The following is a 21,732-nucleotide window of genomic DNA, read 5'->3' on the forward strand; positions in this document are numbered from 1 at the left end:
CAATCCCGGTTTCCGCTCAAAATGCGAAGAACTCCTTGCCGTCCACAAGCCGGTCTTCCGACTTTGGTACATCTGGTGGTCACACCCACAAAATACCTGACAAAGTCCAAGTTACTAATCTGGCCAACGGCGAGGTCGGTTGCCACAACCACGATCAGCAGGTGTCAACTCCAGGAGCTTGCGACTGGCCGGACAATTCATCGGGTGGCGCTGGGTCCAGCGAACCAGTGCAATAGGACTGTTGTTTCGGCGGAGTGTGGCCGCTGCACAATCTCAATAATCTTAAACGTAAGTGTTTACTCGGCAGTCGCAGCAGTCTGGCTGCCGAGGCAGGTCAGTTGCGAGACAAAACCTCTATTTACGGCCTGACTTAACAAGTTTGATGATATGACGCTCTGTTCAAGTAATCGTCTATTTGACGGTAGATGGATGGTCGGAAAGTCGCGACTTTGGAAAATTGCGACGCTAATGATCACGATGAGTTTTCCCGCTTATGGACAACCGATCAGTGGTGACGACGCAAAACCCAAAATTATCACCTATCGAAGGTTACACATTGCTCAAAGCCTCTCAGCTCAGCCAGACTTGAGTGGTCTGCTGTCAGCCAAATCGACCGGCTACCTATTTGCGGATATTACAAAAAAGGCAGGCAAATTTGATTTCGCAGCTGATCGTCAATCAGTGTGGGCACGCCTGCAAGGTAGCTGGTTTGAAAACGAACACCATTTGAGATCTTATTTCTTTGGCGCCGCCGGCGCTCATTTCAGCCTGACACCAAACGCAATAGCTGGTGTCATGCTTCAATTCGACCAGATGATCCAGGAGAGTTTCGGGGCTGGGAGCACAGGCAAAGGATATCTGATCGGGCCATACTTTGTCGCGAAGCTCCAAGATCAACCGCTTTATTTCGAAGTTCGATACTTGCGAGGCCGAACCGAAACCGACTTCATCGGGTTTGGGAGTGCGGTCGAGGACATTGTGTCAGAGCAGACATTGGCAACCTTAGAGGTATCAGGCCAATTGATCTTTGATGACTTCACATTGACGCCACATCTGCTCTATAGCCATCTCGAGAATTCCCAGCAGCCCTTTGTCGACAACGAAACCGGCAGAATTGCAGAGCAAAGCATGACGGTTACGGGCGTCGTAGCCGGTCTAGACTATTCCAAGCACTTGCGGGTTCAGAGTGGAGACCTGGACTTTACGAGTGGGATTTCGGTCAGTTGGTCGGAAACAGTTGCCAGGCGCTTTGGATCAACCCTGACGGAGGATTTCGGCGGCATGTGGGGAAGGGTCCATATGGGCGCTACCTATACAATAGAGAGCGACTTCAAAGCACGCGCCAGCGTTGCCGGAATCGTTACAGATAGCGACCAGAACTGGGGCATAGACTTAGAACTGGAAATGAGGTTCTAAGGGCATTGTCGTGTCGCACGGATCAGAAATTGGGCGGATTGGCCCCAAGGCTTCGTGCGGTCGAGTGCCAAGCTGATGAGCATGGACCTTGTGGTCACGCCTTACACGTGAGTTCCGCAACAATGTCTTTCCAGACCGATGCGTGTCGGTGGTTGATATCAGCGATTTTGTGTGGCCGCTCTTAGGGTCTTGATGAACCAGTGCTGCAACAAAATTATGGTCTTTGCGTCGCAGATTTCACCGCTTTCGATCATGTTCATTGCATCCGAAAGTGAAACCTGAATTGTTTCGATATCCTCACCTTCCTCATAGGATCCGCCGCCTGATGTTTGCTGATCGCTACTGCGGTAGGTTCCGGTGAAGAAAGCAAGATATTCAGTGACAGAACCTGGACTCATGTAGACGTCAAACAGGTGGGTCAGTTTGTCGATCAGAAAGCCCGTTTCTTCTACAAGCTCTTCTCTCATACGCTCTTCGGCGGCCATGCCATCAAGCAAGCCCGCGGGCGCTTCAATGAGCGAGAGCTGACCGCCATTCAGGAATACCGGAAGCCGAAATTGGCGGGTCAAAAGAACGGTGTCTGTATCCGGATTGTGCAGCAAACACGCTGCCCCGTTGCCACGATCATAGGTCTCACGTGTTTGACGTTGCCATTCACCATTGATGCGCTCGATCTCATATTCATGCTTGGTTAGAACGCCCCAGTCATTGGATAAGATGGTGGAAGAAATTGGCCGGAAGGTGTCCCGGGCTGGTAGTGTCTGTTTGTTCTTCATTTCAAAATCATACCCAGAGTTGCAAGATGGAAACCGCCAGCAATCCGGCCATTCCCCCGTTGAAGATATGCCAGTGCCAATCTGCAGAAAGAACGCGGGACACCAATCGTCCTGTCAACGCCCAGAACGTGAGGGACAGAAGTGCCGATAAGGCAAACACAGCGGCCAGCAAGCCGCCCAAAAGGATTGGATCTGACACCAACTGGGAAAATGAGGAAGCCACGCCAAGGGCCATCGCCCAAGCCTTTGGATTGACGAGCAAAAGCATCGCCCCATTGATGAAGCTCAGAGGACGTTCGCCGTTTGCATTGATCGTGTTAGGCGCTCCGGAAAATCCAAGTTTTACAGCCAACCAAAGCAGGTAAACGGTTCCGAGCGCCTTCACAATCAGATTCAAAGCGGGTGCAGCCTGAAGCGTCGTGGCGAGGCCGCTACAAGAAACCGCGACCAATCCCGAGAGTGTGAGAGCAATTCCGGTGATAAGCGGGATACTTCTCAGAAGTCCGAACCGGGCACCTGATGCTGTTGCCAAGGTTGTTGCACCGCCGGGCGACCCGGTGGCAATCAACGCAAATAGGACAAGTGCAAAGAACTGATCGAACATAGGTGGCCCAAAATCACTTTATTGCCGTTCCTTCGATTTCAAACAGATGGTCCAACGCTTTGCGCCCGTTTCGTAAGGCCAATCTATAGCTCATTCCTATTTCCTTTTATCCCGCGGATTTTTGATTGCTCAGCTTTCATCAATGATGCTGACAATCTTTCCGTTCGCGACACGAAAGGCAGCCGCGCCGGAAAGACGCAGTTCTTGGCCGGCCTTCCAGCCATTAGACGTATCCATCGCGACCCTGGCTGTGAAATCAATCTCGACCAGCGTCGTATCGGCAACCGAAATGATATGCGTCACCGTTTGTCGGCGGCTTTCAAAAAGCTGCACAGCCAGCTGCGCAAGCTCACGAAATTCCTGCTTGCCGGTTGTCGACGCTGACACTACGCCCTCTGTGATGTTCTGAAACTCGACACTGTTGCAAAGGCAGGCCAGCATCCCATCAACATCCTTTTGGTTGTAGGCGTTGATATAGGTCTCAATGACGTTCGGAAGTTTATTCATGTGATTTCACGTGCGCTCCCGGTCACGCGCACCGACGCTCCTTTGGTGTCATCCAGAGACACCGTGATAAGCGACGGGCTCCCCATGTCTTCACCCTGGCGAATGGTGAACCTGCCGCCATGCGGCCAAGTGCAATCCCGCAGGTAACCGGCAAATGCAGCAGCGGCCGCACCTGTCGCGGGGTCTTCGAGCACGCCGCCTGAAGCAAACGCATTGCGAACCACAAATGTCTGATCGCTTTCGATGAACACCAACATGACCGTGACCAGATCATGTACACGCATGACATTTCGACCCTTGTCGAGGTCGTAATCCATTCCGGCAAGCGTGTTGCGACTCTTTAGCGGTAGGACAACGTGATTGGCGCCTCCATGAATATGGGCTGGTGCCAACCGCGGATCGAGATCATCTGAGGTCAGGCCGAATAACGCCAAAACATCTCTGGCTTCATCATTCGCAAGCGCACGGCTTCGGGTCGGTGGAGAGAATAAGGTCGCCACCAGTCCCTCCGGTGACTCCGCCGCTTCGACTGAGATATTGGCGTCGTTCAGGACAAGCGAATAAGTGCCCGGACCGTGCTGCTTTCCCAGTACCGCACCCAAGGCAATGGTTGCGTGCCCACAAAATGGCACTTCGGATTCAGGAGAGAAATAGCGCGCGCGCCAGGTTTTTCCGATGTCGTCCTGAGCGACAGCGAAGACAGTTTCCGAATAGCCGACCTCAGCAGCGATACGCGCCATATCCTCTCGGGAAGCAGGGGACTGAAGAAGCACGACACCAGCCGGGTTGCCGCCTTCTGATCCTTGACTGAATGCGGATATCCGCTGAACGTCCATTGATAGGTCTCCATTTTAATTGACCCCGACAATAACGCCAAGCCAACACGCCTGTCCCAGAGATTTCATCAGCGTTTTCTCTTTCTTTCTTTTAATATGGAGGCTGTTTTTGCATTATCCCTTCATGGCGAAAGAACTTGATCAAATCGACAAAAGAATCATCGAGATACTCGATGCCAATGGCCGAGCAAGTCTCTCAGAGATTGGCAAAGCGGTAGGCTTGTCCGGCCCTGCAGTCGGTGAGCGATTGCGTGGCTTGCAAGAGCGCGGCCATATCTCGGGCTTTGGCGCACGTATCGACCTGCGCAGTTTGGGGTATACAATTCAGGCGCTTATCCGGATCAAACCCAGAAGCGGCCAACTCCACATTGTCGAACGAATGATCGAAGAAGAACCGCGCTTTATGTCTTGTGATCGCGTCACTGGCGACGATTGCTATGTTGCGCGGATTGCCCTTCGGGATGTGAGTGAGTTGGATGAAATCGTCCTACCGCTTCATGATCGCGCTGAGACCCATACCTCGATTGTGAAGTCTTCGATTTTTGACAGCAGATTGCCGCCGCTCATAAAGGATACGTAAACACCCCTGCATGTCTGCCCAATTTCGCCTATGTTGGCGGGTCGAAAACAACTAGCAGCTGGTTTGGCAAGCAGTCACTTCAATTTCAACCAGCAGATCCGGCGCAGCAAGTGCGGCAACAACCAATGTCGTAACCGCTGGTGCCTGATCAGAACTCCACCGTTCCTGGCGAAGATCGCTCAATGGTTTGAGATGTGCGGGATCAGTGACATAGTAGACTACGCGCGCAATATTCGCCCGCGTCATATCCGCATCGGCCAACAGTGCTTCAACATTGCTCATCGCCTGTCTCGCCTGAGCATCAAAGCCTTGGCACGTGCTCCCATCAGGAGCGACGCCAATTTGACCTGCTAGAAACAGAATTCTCTCTGGATTCTCGACAAGATTTCCGTGGGCAAAGACACCTTCGTAACGGGGCGGCACGCGCGATACTGTTTCCGGGGCAAGTCGACGCAATTGCTTTTCTCCAGAGGAATGTAGGTGAATGACAGTTTGACCGGAGAAAGTGTTGAAGCTCCAATCAGAAATGGGATGGAGGCATAAAGCACACTTATTGCTCACTCCGCCCGAAACTCAGCAGTCTCTCGTGTTAACCAGTTCCGGAAGCGCTTTATTTTCAATGCGTTGCGACGACTTTCAGGGTAGACTAGCCAATAGCCGCTACCGTCATCGCCAAGCAAGTCGAAGGGTTGCACCAGTACCCCGCTGTTTAGCTCATTCTGAAAAAATGCGGGTGTAAGCATCGCGACGCCTTGACCGGCAATTGCCGCACCAGCCTCGATCACCTGCGGACCAAAGGTCTGAGGCGGCGTGGTTGGAGAAAACTCCTGTTCAGAGCCGGCTAGAGAAAACCAGTTTACCCACCAAGGGTCCCCCCGAGACAAGATGGGCAGCTTCATAAGATCTTCGGGTCTCTTTAGTCCACCAACCGTTTCCAAAAGTGATGGTGCCAGCATCGGTGTAAATCGGGTTGGCATGAGCAATTCGCTCTGCAACCCATCCCATTTGCCGCGACCACCGCGGACGGCGACATCACAGTCACCCGTCGAAAAATCCATCAATGCCTCGCTGAGTTCCAGCCGGAGGACAATTTCAGGATTGGCGCTTTGAAATCCTGCAAGGCGCTGTGCGAGAAAATTGGTCGCGAATGTTGGAATAACGCTGATACTCAGCTTCTTCGATCCTGCACCCTGAGCATTGTCGAAAGCATCCGCGAGGATATCGAGGGATGCCGAGACGCGATGATAGAATTTTTCGCCAACCGGGGTCAGCCCTACACCACGCGCGTGTCGCTCGAACAGCGATGCGCCAACGCGCTCCTCCAGGACTTTCACTTGATAACTGACCGCGGCTTGCGTCATCCCAAGCTCACTGGCTGCAGCCGTAAAGGACTTGTGGCGCGCGGCTGCTTCAAAAACCCGGATTGCGGGGAGAGGGGGTAGGTTTCTCGCCATTAGGTATAAGTCAGTTTATTGTCTCGTGCAGAATTTGAATTTGTTCTGGGGCCGGAATTCCATGATGTCAACAGGAGCAGGCGCTCTGAGTTTGCGCATGACTTCAAGCCATGGAGTTCCTATGTACAAGTTAATACGATCAATTTTCGCAAAACTGCGGGTCCGACAGGCGCCAAAACAGCAGGCCCGCGATGTCTATGCGGACAGTTGCTGCCTGTCTGAGCATATGAAGAACGATATAGGATGGTATAATGGATCGCCAAAATCTGACAGCCACCATGTAAGGGCGGTAGTTGTCCACGATGTCATGTTCCGTTTCTGATTTGCAGGCTCTTGATGACCCTTTCTTATGCCGCCGAGTTTGGTCGAGTAGAACCGGCAGATAAGTTTTTTGAAACGATCTGAGTTCAGCGATGAGCGCAGGCTTTGTGAATTAGGTCATCCCCATGCGACACTCTTCCGAAGGCTCAACGCCAGGGCCTAAAATGCACATCGGACCAGGCGATTCCGGGATCTGTTCGAAACAGCGGCGATCCAATTTCACTGAGATAGACATTGCCATGGCGGCAAGCAATGGCGCTGAAGCTATCCGTCTTGCGTGTGCTTCTAATCAAGAAAAGCCCTCCCTTCCAAGGGTTTCCTGCTCTCATAAACCTGACTGATGTCTTGGTCGCATATCTTGTTGGATGTGCCGCCGTCTCGTTGCGAAATGTGTACCCCCGACTGTTTAAGGGAAGGTCCGCCGTGGCAGGTGGATCAATGGCGCGATACTCTGTTGTGGGAGGCGAAAGGATGAATTTGAATTGGGATGACATTCGCATCCTGCTTGCATTAGTCCGTTCTGGTTCGTTAACACGCGCGTCGCAGTTTCTTGAAATTGACCAGACAACGGTCGGGCGCAGACTTTCGTCGTTGGAGCGCGCGCTAGGAGCGACCCTCTTCCTGAGATCAAAATCAGGTTTGATACCGACCGAGACCGGCGAGAAGATCATTGCGGACGCTCTGGAGATCGAGCGAAGGGCGGATCGAATCGTTCACGCTGCATCTGAACAGGACGATGAGCCGATCGGGGAAATTTGTATTCTGGGCGAGCATTGGATTTTGCAGCATCTTGCGGCACATTTTCTTCCCTCGCTCATGTCGGCGCACCCCAAACTAACCATACGACTGATCTCCCAACCCGAAGGTATTGCGTCCAGAACGGCGGCAACCGTTTCCCTCTGGTTTGAGAACCCTCCACAGCTGGGCGAATTTGCCATTAAGCTTGTCGATGTACCCTTCGCACTCTTTGCCAAGAAGGCAAGCAACTGTAATGAAACGGGTTGGGTTGCGGTACGCAATACTCATGCGTCGCGCAGGGCGACGCTGACGCTGACCGATAAATTGAGGAAGCGCGACGAACCAATGCGTGTTCTTGCAGATGATCCGAAGTTAATTGAAGCCTGCATCAACCGCGGTCTGGGCAAGGGGTTGCTTCCCGTGTGTCTGGCACGGCAAAACCGTGATTTGGAAAGGGTCGGTGGGTCGGAGGCCGAGGTGTCGCGTCGACTACATCTTCACGCGCATCCTGACACTGTTCAATCGCACCGCGTTCAAACGATAATAAGACGCTTACGTGAGGAGGCGGCTGCCATCTTTTCGGCTGAACCAAGTGTCAGCCAGCATCAGTCACGACCGCGGAAACTGAGCCACGGCACCCGTGTTTAGATCAAGTCGAGCATTAGCATCTGACTTCGGATATGCCGCTTCGATCATGACCGTAGCCAAGCCGTCATAGGCCTGGGCCCAGGCCCGAAGAGCTCTGCCTTCATCAGAGCCATCCAACAAGGTTTCGAGCATTTCTATAAGCGCTTGCCGAACAAGCTCATAATGCTCCCGTTTGACGCCATAGGCCAGATGCCTCAAGGCGAGATCGCTTACCACCGGCGTAAGCTCTTGCGTATTCTGAAGCTGAGATATCACCAACCCCAACGTACTCATGAGCTTGGTCGCCTGCACGGACATATCCTCCAGGAACATATCCTTGGTCTCAGGCGCGATCTCGAACAATCTCTCATAGAAAACCGCGCCTGCCCGGTCGAGGTCTGCAGACATTTGAATGAATGATGTCCGAATGGCGTCGATGTCGTCGCTGGAAAGCTGCATTGAATTCCCCTTTGAGCCCTGTTTTGCACCAGTTTTCCGGGCCAGGGAATTCGTAGAACTGCAGCATCAGTCAGGCGAAAATGCCTTGAGCATACAGCGCATGGCCTAGCATTTATGCGCCTTCCCGCACCTAGGAATCGATGAAATCCACCGAGAATAATAGCGTAAGGCGCGGTCAGGCATCTACGCAGGTTATGACTGCACAGGTTCGGGTTCTTTGCCAGGAAGGACGCAGCTATCTCAATCACACAATGAAGTTCGACGCCGCTTATCTCGGGTGGCGCTGCGGGCGGGATGTAACGATTGGAGATTAACGATGGCCCTACGAAGATTTACGCAGAGACTTGGCGAAACCTCAAATGCGATAGAGATGCTTTACGCAGGCCAAACGAGAAAAGGCGATGATAATGATGTCGATATTTCCGACATCCTGATCTGGAATATTGATGGAGGAAGCGTTGCTGAAGCCAGTGCCACGACTGGCGGCTTGCCTGACATCATGGTGCGCGATGATGATGATGACAGTGCGCCAACCGACGATAGTGACGATCTGCCCGATATGATTATCTGGGATATTGATGGTGGTAACTTGGTAGACCATCGCAACAGCGACAACGCGGATCAGTTCGTGTTTGAAAAAAACGATGACGAAGTCCTTCCAGATCAAAATCAGGAAATCGTTGGAACTATCGGGAACGATCTTTTGGTGGGTACGGACGCTTCCGAACTTGTCAGAGGGTATCAAGGGGACGACATACTTAGCGGTATGGGCGGTAACGACGAAATCCTCGCTGGAACTGGAAATGATACGATCTTTGGCGGGGAAGGGAATGACCGGATGTATGGTATGGCAGGTGACGACGTAGTTTATGGTGGCAGCGGTGACGACCTCTTGCGTGCGGGTATCGGGAACGACGAACTCGCCGGTGGGGATGGCGCAGACCAATTTGCCTTCTTAGGAAACATTAGCGGGTTGCTTGGCCTTGCAACCATCAAAGACTTCGAAATTGGCCTCGACAGTTTCATATTCAATGAGGCATTTCTTAATGTCGCCCCCGGAGAAACCCTGCATCAGAATGTGATCGCCCTAGAAGGGAATGGAGGTACCGAGCTGTGGGCTGACGTCGCCGATATAGGATTGACTCAAATCGCATTTGTCGAAGACCTGACGATGCAGCAACTTCAGATCGAATTCGATAGCTCACTTTTGCTGTAACCACGACACACTGCGTCGAGGCCTGTACTATTGCACGCCCTTGACGTTTTCATCTTGGTATTTGTGCTGGCCCTAATGGTTCCCGAACCATGCGAGTCGGTGCGGCACCAAAACAGCAAAACCAGCTTGTCAGACTGCACTTAACCGACATTTCGAGGTTTGCTTGGCAACGCTTCAAGACTTCGCAAGTGCCCCTGAAAAACTGGTCGATTGTGCAAGTAACATTGCAAGGAATCAATTCAAATGGCAGCATTAAAAAAAGGTGCGAAGGGTAAAGAAGTCGAAACCCTTCAGAAACGTCTCAACACGTTGGGCGCAAAACCGCCCCTTGTTCCCGACAGCGACTTCGGCCCTAAGACACACAAGGCACTTGTGGCTTTTCAGAAGAAATCAAAACTAAGATCTACAAACGGTGTTGTCGACAAACATACATCCGCTGCGCTGAAAATTGGTGGGCCATTGCCCACGATGAACGTTAAACCAGCAGGTCCCGCGACGCAGAATCTAAAGGACTTTCGAAAGCACAATCTGCTGCTACAGGGTCATATGACCGCCTTAAAGGGGGCGTCGGTGAACCTCACCGATATCCTTGATAAGAGATTGCCGGGTGTTGAAAAGATGACGGCTGCGAATGGACCGCTATGGGAAAAGGTGTTCAAAAAAACCACCGATCTTGTCGGCAAGCAGAAGAAATTCGATGCAATTCTCTTGTCCGATCCCGTGCAGGCCCGGAAAATTTCGTCGGAATGCGATACCCTGTTGAAAGATATGCTGGCGATCTTTGACAAAATGGACGCAAACATCATGAGCGTCTATACCACTCTGGACAAGATGATGGCGGACCTCAACAAAGGTGTTGCGACTGTTCAGAAGATGATGTCCGAACTAAAGGCGCATACAAAGAGGAACAAGAAGTTCTTTTAGGGGTTCCGTCGCAAACTTTTTCTCCACCTGAACCGGCGACAAGCCAAGATCAGTGTCGCGATCAAGACCATAATAACAGCGACGCTCTGCGGATCGAAATGGGATCCCATGACAGGGAACGCCATCCAGCTCAGATTGCTCATGGCGTGGAACAGCGAGGTTGCAAACACACTCTGGCCGCCGTGGACGAAAAGCCAAAGGATGATGATTCTGCGGGAGATCGTGCCGCCGGACCACCATGCGATCCATTCCCACTTGCGCCCTGCCTGTAACAGGGGAATGACGTGCCACAAGACGGTTGCGACACCAAGAATCGCACCAGCAGTAAGCAAGCCATGCGAGACATAAAGCGCGCGCGCGGCGTAGCCCGTCCAACCGAGTTCCTCGACCGTCGCCGCAAACAGAAACAGTGCAAACAAGCCTAGTAGTTGGCCCGGATCCAACTGAGGGGCTGGCAGGTCATGCCCTGTTGCGAGAAGCCAGGCGCCAGATAGGACCATCACCAATGGCATTGTAACAACTACGACAACCCATGCCCAAAGCCGCATCGCCGCGGCGTCAACGGACCTTCTCCAGAATCGTCTGAGCGCCTGAACTCCGCCGATACGCAGAACCAGAATGGAGGCTGCCGTGGCTGGAGCAACCACCATAAGCGCGCTTAGCGGAAGCGCAGGTAACAGCCGCATATCGGTCAGTGTGCCAAGTGCCCAAAAAGGAAGGCTCACGACGCCGGTTAGGGCGAAGAACACAAAGGGGCTTGCGGGTGTCATCGCGGGCTTAATCTGCCGCCAGCTGCTTCAACGGGAGCACGTAGAGTATTAACTCATGGGCGACGCCCTGGGACCTGCCGATCTTTTGGAAGCCACAAGATCGAAGCAAACGGTGCGACGCTTTATTTGGCACATCAACGGATGCAACCAGCTTGGAAAGGCAAAGGGTATCGCGAGCATGGTCGATCACGGCGGCCAAGGCGCGGAGGGCCAACCCTTGCCGCCAAAATCGGGGACCAAGCGCAATGGTTGGCTCAATGCCACCCGCCATCTCTGGAATATCTTCAAGAGCGCCGGTCACTGGCATCAGGCTGGCAATGCCCGTGATATCCTTCGCGTCTGTTTCAATCACCCACAGTCCCAGACCTTCTGCGTCGCGACGGTTGCTGTCTGCAAGGAATGCCGCGATTTCGGGTGTCGTCAGAATCTTGTCATCACAGAGAAACCGCCGCACCTCGGGCGTCGTCAGGAGGGCCAGTAACTTCCCAGCATCCGTCTTTGTCACCGGACGTAGGCAGTTTGATCCAAATGGCAATACTGTCTTCATCGCGCATACTCCTCCGCCGTGAGTTTGTCCGTGGTACGCGCCCTATGGAATGGGCGCGCACTTTATCAGGATGTGGCTTTCGGCAAGGAGGGATCGCTGCCCCACTCCGCCCAGGATCGATGGTACACCCGTACTCGTGGGACCCCCAAAAGACGCAGCGCAACGTAGCTGTGGGCCGAAGCGAGGCCATTCTGGCAATGCATGATCACATTGCTCTCAGGCGCAATATTGTGGCGTTCGAAATGCGCCGTCAGCGCATCGGCGGGCAGGAACTTTCCGTCCTCGTCGAGGTTATGCGCCCAAGGCACATTCAGAGCCCAAGGGATATGACCCTCATCAAACATGTGTGTCGGACGGACATCGATAAGTATCGCATCCGATGCACCGCGATGCTCCAAAATATCTTCGGCCGTTGCATGGCGCCGGGGGCTCGGTGCGGCCTGGAAAATGGCGGTTTGCGGTTTCGTGGCTTTCGTCAAATTTATCCCGCCAGCGGCCTGCCACGCCGTCCACCCACCATTCAGAATGGAGACATTCCGATGTCCGAGATATTCAAGCAGCCAAAACATACGAGCTGCGTGAAACCCACCACGATCATCGTAGAAGACAACGATGCTGTCCGCATCTATGCCAAGGTTGCCAATGATGGCTTCGATCTCTTGGATTGATCGAAGGGATCCGTCGATCGGACTGTGGGGCGCGACGACAGCGTTTGGATCCAGATGAACGGCTCCGGAGATGTGACCAGCCTCATAGGCGTCACGGGCGCGAACGTCGACCACGACCAGACTGATACCGCCAGGCGAAGAAGTACTGTGGGCGACCGGCGAGATTGCTGCGATCAAGTCCGCAGCCTCAATGAGCAGGTCGGGGTTGGCATACTGCGTCGCCTGCGCAAATCCAAGCTGCGGCAGAGCAAATACAGCCAGACCGGCCGACAAGACACCGAACGAACGGCGGGTAAGATTGGTATTCATCCTAATCTCCTTGGATATCTATTCAGTCTGGCATCTCAACGAGACGCAGATAGGGGACTGGAGCATTCCATCCCTTGGGAAAGCGTTTGGCAGCCTCGTCATCCGAAACCGATGGTACGATCACCACGTCTTCGCCTTTGGCCCAGTTCGCCGGCGTCGCAAGTTGGTGGCGCGCAGTCAGTTGAAGGCTGTCGATGGCGCGCAACACTTCGTTGAAATCCCGGCCTGTGGTCATCGGGTAAGAGATCGTCAATTTGATCTTCTTATCCGGCCCAATCACGAACAGCGTGCGTGCCGTTGCATTATCCATCGCGGTGCGCCTCGATGCCGCGTCACCTGCGTCCGCTGGTAACATGTCATAGAGTTTCGCTATTTTCAGATCAGAATCTCCGATCAGCGGATAGTTTGGTGCGTGTCCGGTCGCGGTACGAATATCATCGGACCACCTGTTGTGATCTTCGACAGGATCAATCGACAGGCCGATCAGCTTGACGCCGCGGCGGTCGAATTCGGGCCTCATGCGGGCCATCACGCCAAGTTCGGTCGTGCAGACCGGCGTGAAATCCTTCGGGTGGGAGAACAAAACGCACCAGTTGTCTCCGACCCAATTGTGGAAATGGATCATCCCTTCCGTCGAGTTGGCCAGAAAGTTTGGTGCTTCAGAGTTAATTGAAAGCGGCATAATAGCTCCTTCATTGGCATTGGACGATACGGCCCGTACGGCCCGCGTCGCCTGGGGCTTAACCCGGCGAGCCATTCAACTCCTGAAAGAAAGCTGAAAGAAACCTGAAGGCTCGATTGCGCTATTGAAATGATAACGCTTGGTCGAAAGTAGCTCAGACAGCCATAAGCTCTTTGTCGAGATCCCTGAATGCCGGGGCCGCGGTCACGCGGCGAAAACTAGTCTCTTGACCAAGGATGCAAGCATGCCGCCAGCCGCGAAGACCAAGAAAGCGAAGACGTTCTATCGCCGAAGACACATCCCCAATCTCCGCGAAGGCAAGAGCGCGGTTGTACTCTAGCGGAGAGTCATGATGCGTCACGCTCTCGATGCCGGATAGCGCGGCACGATGGTCACCGAGTATCGCGAGAAGAGGGCCGAGCGTGTAGAGCGCTCTCATGGAATGGGGATTAAGGGACAACTCCGACTGAACCTTCCGCAAGGCACGCTCGGCATGCAGGCGCGATCGGTAAGCGTCGGTTCGGACAAAAATACGCGCGGCGAGAAAATCGGGTTCAAACTGGTCTGGAGCAAGCGTCGCAGCACGAATGGCTAGTGCAGCGGCGGCCCGACTGTTTCCCATCGTGTAAGCAAGTTTTGCCGCGTCCAGATGAACGTCTGCGTCTTCGCGCCCAAATGCCAATGCGGTTTCTAACGAGCTTAAACCCGGCTCGACCCACCCAATGGCAATTCGGGCGGAAGCGTCTGCCAGATAACCTCTGGCACTCGTGGGGTCGAGCCGGATCGCAGCACCAGCTTCCTCAAGCGTCCGATCCAAAAGCATGGCCCCTTCAGACCAGTAGATATGTCGTTTCAATAGCGCTTCTGCATGGAGAGCGCGTATTTCTGCATTTCCGGGGGCCATTGCTGCTGCCTGGGCCGAAAGATCGAAGTATGATCTAAAGTCGCCCTCTCCACCGCGTGCAAAGCATTCTTGCGCTTCGAGACTTAGAGTGTATGCATCCAACGATAAGATGGGGCCATCCCGACGCTGGTGAGACATTCCTTTGTGGTCTGAGGTTTGTTCAAACGGCACGTTTAGGCGGTAACCGCCGCGCGCAACGGTTGCGATCAGATTGCGGTTCTTCAGCACGCGACGCAGTTCCGAGACAACCTGTGTCAGGCTTTCATCACTGACGATTACATGCGGCCAAACCCGGTCCAGCAGCTTGCTGCGCTCTACAACCTTCCCGTCAGCGTCGACAAGAACCTGCAATAGCCTTATCGCACGCGGCGAAAGCTGCTCTGAATGGTTGTCTCTAAGTGCGGTCCTGGCGGCCAGATCAATCAGCCAGCCATCGATAGAAAGTTTCATGAAAACACCGAATGATAACGTCACTAACGAAAAGCCTACATGCTAGCCGCGGATTGCAGGTTGGAAAACCGTTCTGCGCATACAAACACATAGAAGTGATTTGAAGCGCTATTGGATCTGACCGGATAGGGACCGAAACGCGCAGATCACAAAGTTTGCGGTGCCCTCCCCGTGTTTATCAAATGTGTCGCGAAACCGTGCATCGCCGTCATACATATCCGCCAGCGCTCCCAAGTGGCTTGCATCGCACGGATAGAACCAGCGATCGATCAGGTCGGCATACGCCCTCGCAAGCTTCGACGCTTCGACACCCTTTGTTGAGGCGTTTGCTCGGGCAAGTTCAGCAAAGCCTTTGCAAAGCGCGTTGTGCTCCTTGTGATATTGCGCCCAATTCGCCTCGGTGTAGTTGGCGCTGCGCTTTGCCGATGTTGTCCAGGCCTCAGTTTCGCCCCAGCGTGTCTTGGCTTCATCTTCGAACTGAGACGGGTCGAACCCGCCGAAGAGCGTTGTCATATCCAAATTCTTTCGCGTTTTGCGGTCGATCAGAGCCAGCGCTTCATCAATGCCGCGGATCAATGCCTCGTTTTGGGCGATCTGATCGGTGACAGCCTGTCTTTGCGCGAGAAGAGCCGCCCTGCGGTCAAACGACGGGTCGTCTATAAGTCTTGCGATCTCGTCCAATGCAAGGCCAAGCGTGCGATATGTCAGGATCTGCTGAAGCCTGAGCACGCTGTCCCTGTCATACTGCCTGCGACCCGACGCACCGCGTAGTTTCGGCTTGAGCAATCCGATCTCGTCGTAGTGATGCAAGGTGCGCACCGTGACACCGCTTCGTTCAGCGAGCTGCCCAACTGTGAAGAGTTTGATTCGTGACATGGTTTAATCGATACGACCTCACGCCACGTGAGGTTCAAGACATTTTTTTGCGCCATTGGAGAGCTATGGCATGGAACAGAGTTATTGACCTGATCATCAATTGCCTTGCTTCCGTCCGTCGTCGCTCTGTTTGCAACGCCGTGCTCCAGCTTCACTAGTCGAAAACCACGCTCTTGAATGGCCACTGCCGCCAGGCTCTCGCTGGCGCACTGCGGATATGGCGAATGACAACTCTTCCTCGCCCGATCTCCTTCTGTTGGCAATTAGGAGCGCAGGTCGGAAAATAGGTCAGTTCTCCAAACAATAGTTCTGTCTTGCAGATTGTGAGTTCATCTGGCCTTTCATCTCGCTCTGGCAGCGAATGTCAGCATTGCGGGTTGCGACCGCAGCATCCGGAGGCGATGCTCAGGGTCCGGTTTGGGCCGCGAGTGCCAGCACTAGTCGAGGATCCTAAGTTGGCTTTCCGACAACCAATCGTTGGTTATCTTTAAGCGAAATCAGAGTATCTGCGACTGATTGATTCAGCCGGACAATGCGTCTTCAATCACGACAGATGGGAATACTTTTCGGGAAAAAACACCTCCAACCCGGCCTTTCGCCATCCTTCCAGCATCAACAGGGGCATTTTCCCGGCGACACACCAGACTTCGGCCTCGGTGAAAATCCTTGTCGCGAAATCCGGATACAGAGCTTTGATGGTCGCGACCTCGGCGCGGGTCAACTCCATGTCTCCGGCGAGTGCGCTATAGGCAACCATATAGGCATGATACCAGAAATACCCTTCCATCGGTGTCTTCTTCTGCTCGGCGATGGCAGCTCTCGGGTCTCCGCTGACGAAGTAGTCACAGGCGCGTGTCAGGCGGAACCAACCGGGATGGACTGGGCTGAGTTCGACGGCGCGATCGGCCAATGGAACCGCTCGATCAAAGTCGCTGATCAGGCAGTAACAGAACGCGATTTCCGCCAGATTATGCGCATGACCCGGATTGAGCGACACACATTTCTCAGCGGCAACGTGGAAATCATCTAGCTCTTTCCGATGGAACCGCGTCAGCGCGCGGGCAAGGTAAGCAAAGCTGTTTTCACGATCAAACGACACGCTTTTTTCGGCGTATGTCAACGCGCGATCAAGCAGATCCGGTTTCGGCGGGTCATGAAAGGGCAGGCGGTATTCATCCACATATAGAAGCGCCAAGGCGGCCCAGGCATCAGAAGACCCGCGGTCTTCAGCGGTCGCTGCTTCAAGGCCCGCTTTAACGTCGGCGTGGAGTTTCCGATCTCTTGTCTCGTAGTAGTCGTAGAAGCGCGCTATCTGTAGGTAGGTGTCCCATTTGGTGAACTGAGCACCGCGATCATGGCGGGTTATGAATTTGCCGATCGGACCGTATCGGTCGGCGACCCGCCCGGCAACTAGCAGCGCGATCTGGTCCTGTATCTCATAAAGGCTATCCGGGCTGGCCTCGCGTTCGAATTGCTCTGCAAGGACGCTCAGACCGGTCACCGCGTCAAGCAGTTGAACCTTTACACGTGTGGTTGCCGCTGTCAGCCGGACGCTGCCCTCCATCACAAAATCCGCGCCAAGCCGCTGGCTCAAATCGGTGACGCCCGCCCCGTCATTGATGAGCTTGGTCGTCGTCAAGCGCGAGAAGACAAACAGATCGCGGAAACGGGCGAGGTTGGAGATTGTTTCTTCGGTGAGGCCCTTAGCAAAAACCACCTCGTTACTGGTTTGCGCAAAGCTCTCGAAGGGAAGGACGGCGATGGACGGTTTGTCTCTGGCATCTGGAAGGTCAAACCTTGTCCGGGCCGTATTTTTTGCGGCGTCGGGGACCAAATGATCCTTGCCCGGGTCATCAAGCTCCTCAACATCCGCAATAAAGCGCAATCCCTGACCATGGACCGTCCGTATCACGCTTTGCAACTTGCCAGTGTCACCAAGCGCAAGCCGAGCGGATCGAATCCGACTGCTGACAGCTCCCTCTGAGACAATGCGACCGCCCCAGACGACATCCATCATCTCGGATTTTGAAACCATCCGATGACGATTTGCGATCAGCAGCTTGATGATCGCAAAGACCTGCGGTTCGAGCGCAATCAACTTTCCGTCTTCGCATAGCTCAAACGTCTCTGGGTCAAGCAGGAACCGGCCAAATCTGTATTTCATTATGTCCTTATAACAAATTCTAGGAAATCTATGGAAATTCTATAGGTGCCCTTCAAGCGACGGACCGCACGCATGTCTAGGTGTTTCATTGCTCGGCTCAATACTGATGTGCTGGGCTCAAGTGAAAAGGAAACTGATATGAGTGCAAAATACCGTGACCGTTTGCCCCAACTTCATGGCAAACAATGTTTGAGCGATGGGGGGCTGGAAACCCATCTCATTTTCAACGAAGGCTATGATCTGCCCATGTTCGCGGCGTTTACGCTGCTGCAAGAAGAGGCAGGACGCCAGGCATTGGATCGCTACATGCGCCGGTTTGCCAAAATCGCCTTGCGTGATGGCCGGGGGCTTCTTCTTGATACGCCGACCTGGCGTGCCAGCGCACGGTGGGCCAAAGATATCGAGATTTCGATCGATACCCTTGCTAGGTTGCATTGTGAAGCCGTGGAACTGCTGCACGACCTGCGTACGGAACTGGAAACACCAGCGTCTCCGTTTGTGGTCAATGGGGTGATCGGGCCCCAGGATGATGGCTACAACCCGCAGGCATTCATGAACCGGAACGTGGCGCAGATCTACCACGGGCAACAGGTTGACTGGTTCGCAGCGCTTGATGTCGACATGATTTCGGCGATCACTATGACCTATGTGGAGGAGGCAATCGGTATCACCAATGCCTGTGCCGAGGTGCGAATGCCGGTTGTCATCTCGTTTACAGTTGAGACTGACGGGCGGTTGCCATCAGGGCAGAGACTGGGCGAGGCGATTGAGCAAGTCGACGCGGAAGCCGTTCTTGCCCCAGCCTATTATATGATCAACTGCGCGCATCCCGATCACTTTGCAGATGTACTGACGGGCAATCCTGCGTGGCTGTCGCGTGTCATGGGCGTACGGGCCAACGCGTCTCGGATGAGTCACGAAGAGCTGGATGCGGCAGAAGAGTTGGACGAGGGAAACCCGCAGGAATTGGGTGGCCACTATCGCCAATTGGCTGGGATTTTCCCAAGTCTGACGGTCATGGGCGGCTGCTGTGGCACCGACCACCGCCACATCGACGCGATCAGTAAGGCCTGCCTGCACGCCGATGTCACTGCGGCCTAAAATCCGCGTGCTTGTTTCGGCCCGTGTGGCCGATGCTCAGACACGCAAAGTTTGTACGATTTAAGGATTGGTAAGATGAAGAAATTGAAGAAGGGATCCAAGGGGTCCGACGTCAAAACCCTGCAGACTACGCTGAACAAGACCCCGCCCAAGGCGAAGCTGAAGATTGATGGTATCTTCGGCGTCAAAACCGAGGCCGCCGTCAAGGCGTTTCAAAAGGCCAAGCGGCTCAAGCAGGATGGCATCGCGGGCGAAAAAACGCTCGGTGCGCTCGGGCTGCATAAAAACAAAAGCCAGGAAGTTGACTGGCCCTGGCCAGAAATGGACAAATCGATCCGCAGCAACCACAAGGTTTACGCAACACATCGCCGGATCGTCACCGCTGCGTTGAAGCTTGCAGGAAAGACGAAAACCGCTGAAATGGCAGCGCTACAAAAGAAGATGCAGGCAGCTCTGAAAGAGCTCAACCGCACCTTTTTGGCGCAGGACAAGCCCGCCAGAGCTGTTGTCGTCCTGGAACGCGCATTCGAGAAGGCCAAGCGCGACAATCCGTCGGCCTGTGCCGGAATTGTGAAAAAAGCAAAGAAACTTGCCGAGACCTCGGTCAATGCAGCCATCATATTGCTCAGTGCAGAGGAAACGGTCGAGGCGCTTGCCGTCGAGATCAAGCAGGCGGCCTCAAACGCGCCGGAGCCGCGCCCGGTTGAAAAGACCAGGAAGCGGATCACCCGGTACAAATCGCTGGGTAAGGCTGACCAGAAAAGCATGGATAAAAGCCTTGAGCTATGCCGCCGTCATTCGAGCCCCGGCGTGGATGCGGTGCGTGACAAGTATCTGGCTTTGATTGACCAAGCCAATTCACCCGGCAACTCTTCGGTTCCTCAAATTATGAAACGTTTGGTGGAGCTGGAAGTGCTTGAGATCAAGTATAACAACGCGATAAAAAGTTCATCCGCCAGCGAATTGCACCGCGCTCTGCATGACCTAAAGCTCATCGACAAAACCATCGGGGCTCTGGAGAAAGCCCGGCTGGTCCGGCTGAAGCAAAAGGCCGCGCTCGACAAGGAACTTGTCAAACAGGTCAAGGCTTCGGTCTTCGCATAAACTGCGGCCCTGCACCCAAACCGGGTGTGGGGCTGGCTCATATCACACGGTGTAGGGCCTTACGGCCGCAATGTATTTTCGGAATTAGGAGAAAGATGATGATGAGAAGAGGTTTTTTATCGGCGCTTGCGCTTGCAGGAAGCGCATTACTGATGCCACAGATCCTTGCGGCTGATGGGTCGATTGCCGGAACCTATTCGGTCCAGGGGCGCAATGTCGAAGGCCAGATATATGACGGCGTTGCGACTGTCGCGCAGGACGACTCATTCGTGAATTTCGAATGGAGGATCGGCACCCAAGTCATTAACGGCGCCGGATCAATTGATGGCAAGGTCGTGACTGTCGACTGGGGGTCTGAATTCCCCGTTGTCTATGTGGTGATGGCCAATCGCTCGTTGCATGGTACATGGGCCGACGGCCTGGCACTTGACAGGCTGACGCCTCAGTAGTCGGGAGCCGGAGTTAAGGTCGGCTCTGTGCCGATGATGCAGCACATGCTTACCTATCGCGTCGTTGCTGCGTTGCCGCTGGGATCGTCTATCAGCCTAAAGTGTTGCATGCCGTTCCATCGAAGCAATAGTGTAGCCAACAATGAGAAGTCTCACTGGCCAAGACAACGATTTCCTCAAGATTGTACTGCCGGCGGCAGCTGCTGGAAAAGTGGATGCAGTCAAGAGCTACCTGGAAACCAAACCGTCATATTTGCACAGGATTGGTCCGCACGGGCGCACGATGTTGTGGGAAGCGGCGCGTGGCGGCAAGTTCGCGATGGTTAAGCTGTTGGCGGAATTGGGTGCCAACATTGAGGGGCGCGGTTGCTACAACAATGAGACACTGGTTGAGCTGTCTCCTTGGTGTATTGCCGCGTTTCGAGGCAGATCAAAGGTCGCTGAATTGCTCCGTCAATATGGTTCAGAATACCGGTTGGAGTCTGCCTGCTTCCTGGGTGATCTGGACAGAGTTCGCGACCGAATGTCGAAGACGCTAATCAATAAGGTTATCTGCGAAGAACCGGGCAGGGACCGTTTGTTGCCGCTGCACTATGCCGTGGCGGGCCAGCAACTGGACGTCGCGAAGTATCTAATCAGCCAAGGTGCTGATGCGGTGATCGATGGTGCGCGCATGGGGAGTTGGGCACTTGGCCACGAAAATCCTGACATGCTTCGACTTCTGCTGGACAACGGGGCGACATTGCGTCCTGGAGACGCAAATGAAGCGTGTTTGTCTGGGCGTTGGGCTTCTGTCTTGAATGGCTACGGATACCAACTCGACATCAACGCTCCAGATCGGTTGGGATTTCCGCCGCTCATCGAGGCTTGCCGTGGAAATCACAACGCGACGGAGAACATCGAAGAAATCCAATGCTTGCTCAGACGGGGTGCCGACGTTGCCGTTCGAGATCACAAGGGAAAAACGGCTCTGCATCGCGCAGCGCAAGCAAACTTCACAGGCGCGATACAAACACTGTTAGATGCCGGTGCCGATCTGGACGCGACTGACACCAAAGGGGAGACACCGCTCTATGATGCCGTTAGAGCCGGGCGTGTGGAGTCAGCGGCACTGTTGATCAAGCTGGGTGCCGATACCGCAGTTCGAAACAATCTTGGCCAGTCCGTTTCGCTTATCGCGGTGCGTTCAAAGAAGCCGACCGCAGAATTGATATATTCAGTGGTTAACCAGGATCGAAAAACGCACTGAA

General features: G+C 54.0%; 23 protein-coding genes. 9 read left to right on the plus strand and 14 right to left on the minus strand.

The genetic code is table 11. The annotated features are described in order from the left end of the window. The first annotated feature begins 468 nt into the window (after nucleotides 1-468). Nucleotides 469-1,416: a hypothetical protein gene (locus Q5Y75_RS16090; protein ID WP_306199289.1), complete on the plus strand. Its 948-nt coding sequence runs from the start codon at nucleotides 469-471 to the stop codon at nucleotides 1,414-1,416. Nucleotides 1,417-1,574: 158 nt separating this feature from the next. On the opposite strand, the gene Q5Y75_RS16095 is transcribed toward Q5Y75_RS16090, so the two are convergent. From Q5Y75_RS16095 to Q5Y75_RS16110, 4 genes are all read right to left on the minus strand, one after another. Further along, nucleotides 1,575-2,192 (minus strand): NUDIX domain-containing protein, encoded by a 618-nt coding sequence (locus tag Q5Y75_RS16095; RefSeq protein ID WP_306199291.1) that lies wholly within the window; start codon nucleotides 2,190-2,192, stop codon nucleotides 1,575-1,577. Between the two features lie 7 nt (nucleotides 2,193-2,199). Beyond that, nucleotides 2,200-2,796 (minus strand): LysE family translocator, encoded by a 597-nt coding sequence (locus Q5Y75_RS16100; protein WP_306199292.1) that lies wholly within the window; start codon nucleotides 2,794-2,796, stop codon nucleotides 2,200-2,202. A gap of 129 nt (nucleotides 2,797-2,925) precedes the next feature. Continuing rightward, complete coding sequence (locus Q5Y75_RS16105; protein WP_306199293.1) at nucleotides 2,926-3,303, minus strand: nuclear transport factor 2 family protein; 378 nt, start codon at nucleotides 3,301-3,303, stop codon at nucleotides 2,926-2,928. Next, nucleotides 3,300-4,139, minus strand: a complete 840-nt coding sequence (locus tag Q5Y75_RS16110; protein ID WP_306199295.1) for a PhzF family protein — start codon at nucleotides 4,137-4,139, stop codon at nucleotides 3,300-3,302. The genes Q5Y75_RS16105 and Q5Y75_RS16110 overlap by 4 nt, the downstream gene beginning before the upstream one ends. Before the next feature lie 124 nt (nucleotides 4,140-4,263). Here Q5Y75_RS16110 and Q5Y75_RS16115 point away from each other — a divergent pair, with 124 nt between their 5' ends. Next, entirely contained in the window at nucleotides 4,264-4,719 is a 456-nt protein-coding gene (locus Q5Y75_RS16115) for an Lrp/AsnC family transcriptional regulator (protein ID WP_306199297.1), read from the plus strand. A 51-nt stretch (nucleotides 4,720-4,770) separates the two neighbouring features. Here the strand turns inward: Q5Y75_RS16115 and Q5Y75_RS16120 are convergent, their stop codons facing one another. Continuing rightward, on the minus strand, nucleotides 4,771-5,280 hold the full coding sequence (locus tag Q5Y75_RS16120; protein ID WP_306199298.1) for a RidA family protein: 510 nt from the start codon (nucleotides 5,278-5,280) through the stop codon (nucleotides 4,771-4,773). Then, nucleotides 5,277-6,173 (minus strand): LysR substrate-binding domain-containing protein, encoded by an 897-nt coding sequence (locus Q5Y75_RS16125; protein WP_306199300.1) that lies wholly within the window; start codon nucleotides 6,171-6,173, stop codon nucleotides 5,277-5,279. Before Q5Y75_RS16125 ends, Q5Y75_RS16120 begins: the two co-directional genes overlap by 4 nt. 792 nt (nucleotides 6,174-6,965) lie before the next feature. Here Q5Y75_RS16125 and Q5Y75_RS16130 point away from each other — a divergent pair. Further along, nucleotides 6,966-7,880 (plus strand): LysR family transcriptional regulator, encoded by a 915-nt coding sequence (locus tag Q5Y75_RS16130; RefSeq protein ID WP_306199302.1) that lies wholly within the window; start codon nucleotides 6,966-6,968, stop codon nucleotides 7,878-7,880. On the opposite strand, the gene Q5Y75_RS16135 is transcribed toward Q5Y75_RS16130, so the two are convergent. Next, entirely contained in the window at nucleotides 7,842-8,318 is a 477-nt protein-coding gene (locus Q5Y75_RS16135; protein WP_306199304.1) for a globin domain-containing protein, read from the minus strand. The two genes, Q5Y75_RS16130 and Q5Y75_RS16135, sit on opposite strands and share 39 nt — an antisense overlap. 316 nt (nucleotides 8,319-8,634) lie before the next feature. Between Q5Y75_RS16135 and Q5Y75_RS16140 the strand changes: the two genes are divergently transcribed. Both Q5Y75_RS16140 and Q5Y75_RS16145 read left to right on the plus strand, forming a co-directional pair. After that, nucleotides 8,635-9,534, plus strand: a complete 900-nt coding sequence (locus tag Q5Y75_RS16140; protein WP_306199306.1) for a calcium-binding protein — start codon at nucleotides 8,635-8,637, stop codon at nucleotides 9,532-9,534. 243 nt (nucleotides 9,535-9,777) lie between these two features. Continuing rightward, nucleotides 9,778-10,458: a peptidoglycan-binding domain-containing protein gene (locus tag Q5Y75_RS16145; RefSeq protein ID WP_306199308.1), complete on the plus strand. Its 681-nt coding sequence runs from the start codon at nucleotides 9,778-9,780 to the stop codon at nucleotides 10,456-10,458. On the opposite strand, the gene Q5Y75_RS16150 is transcribed toward Q5Y75_RS16145, so the two are convergent. The 7 genes from Q5Y75_RS16150 to Q5Y75_RS16180 form a co-directional block, all read right to left on the minus strand. Beyond that, on the minus strand, nucleotides 10,455-11,228 hold the full coding sequence (locus Q5Y75_RS16150; protein WP_306199310.1) for a CPBP family glutamic-type intramembrane protease: 774 nt from the start codon (nucleotides 11,226-11,228) through the stop codon (nucleotides 10,455-10,457). The genes Q5Y75_RS16145 and Q5Y75_RS16150 overlap by 4 nt on opposite strands. Nucleotides 11,229-11,235: 7 nt before the next feature. Then, a complete protein-coding gene (locus tag Q5Y75_RS16155) occupies nucleotides 11,236-11,775 on the minus strand; it encodes a GNAT family N-acetyltransferase (RefSeq protein ID WP_306199311.1) in 540 nt (179 codons plus the stop codon). Nucleotides 11,776-11,840: 65 nt separating this feature from the next. Further along, nucleotides 11,841-12,752, minus strand: a complete 912-nt coding sequence (locus Q5Y75_RS16160; RefSeq protein ID WP_306199313.1) for a sulfurtransferase — start codon at nucleotides 12,750-12,752, stop codon at nucleotides 11,841-11,843. Between the two features lie 22 nt (nucleotides 12,753-12,774). After that, nucleotides 12,775-13,509, minus strand: a complete 735-nt coding sequence (locus Q5Y75_RS16165) for a peroxiredoxin (protein WP_306199316.1) — start codon at nucleotides 13,507-13,509, stop codon at nucleotides 12,775-12,777. Between the two features lie 79 nt (nucleotides 13,510-13,588). Then, nucleotides 13,589-14,812, minus strand: coding sequence for a winged helix-turn-helix domain-containing protein (locus Q5Y75_RS16170; RefSeq protein ID WP_306199318.1), 1,224 nt, complete (start codon nucleotides 14,810-14,812; stop codon nucleotides 13,589-13,591). 84 nt (nucleotides 14,813-14,896) lie between these two features. After that, nucleotides 14,897-15,664, minus strand: coding sequence for a MerR family transcriptional regulator (locus tag Q5Y75_RS16175; protein ID WP_306199319.1), 768 nt, complete (start codon nucleotides 15,662-15,664; stop codon nucleotides 14,897-14,899). Between the two features lie 544 nt (nucleotides 15,665-16,208). Beyond that, nucleotides 16,209-17,828 carry a winged helix-turn-helix domain-containing protein gene (locus tag Q5Y75_RS16180; protein WP_306199321.1) on the minus strand — a complete coding sequence of 540 codons (1,620 nt, stop codon included), beginning with the start codon at nucleotides 17,826-17,828 and terminating at the stop codon, nucleotides 16,209-16,211. A gap of 138 nt (nucleotides 17,829-17,966) precedes the next feature. Here Q5Y75_RS16180 and Q5Y75_RS16185 point away from each other — a divergent pair, with 138 nt between their 5' ends. The 4 genes from Q5Y75_RS16185 to Q5Y75_RS16200 all read left to right on the plus strand — a co-directional run bounded on the left by Q5Y75_RS16185 (nucleotide 17,967) and on the right by Q5Y75_RS16200 (nucleotide 21,731). Beyond that, nucleotides 17,967-18,929 carry a homocysteine S-methyltransferase family protein gene (locus tag Q5Y75_RS16185; protein ID WP_306199323.1) on the plus strand — a complete coding sequence of 321 codons (963 nt, stop codon included), beginning with the start codon at nucleotides 17,967-17,969 and terminating at the stop codon, nucleotides 18,927-18,929. Between the two features lie 75 nt (nucleotides 18,930-19,004). Further along, entirely contained in the window at nucleotides 19,005-20,033 is a 1,029-nt protein-coding gene (locus Q5Y75_RS16190; protein WP_306199325.1) for a peptidoglycan-binding domain-containing protein, read from the plus strand. Between the two features lie 152 nt (nucleotides 20,034-20,185). Then, nucleotides 20,186-20,482, plus strand: a complete 297-nt coding sequence (locus Q5Y75_RS16195; protein WP_306199327.1) for a hypothetical protein — start codon at nucleotides 20,186-20,188, stop codon at nucleotides 20,480-20,482. A gap of 142 nt (nucleotides 20,483-20,624) precedes the next feature. After that, nucleotides 20,625-21,731, plus strand: coding sequence for an ankyrin repeat domain-containing protein (locus Q5Y75_RS16200; protein WP_306199329.1), 1,107 nt, complete (start codon nucleotides 20,625-20,627; stop codon nucleotides 21,729-21,731). Nucleotide 21,732: the final 1 nt, after the last annotated feature.

This window comes from Ruegeria discodermiae, assembly GCF_030758345.1.
GTDB lineage: Bacteria > Pseudomonadota > Alphaproteobacteria > Rhodobacterales > Rhodobacteraceae > Ruegeria_C.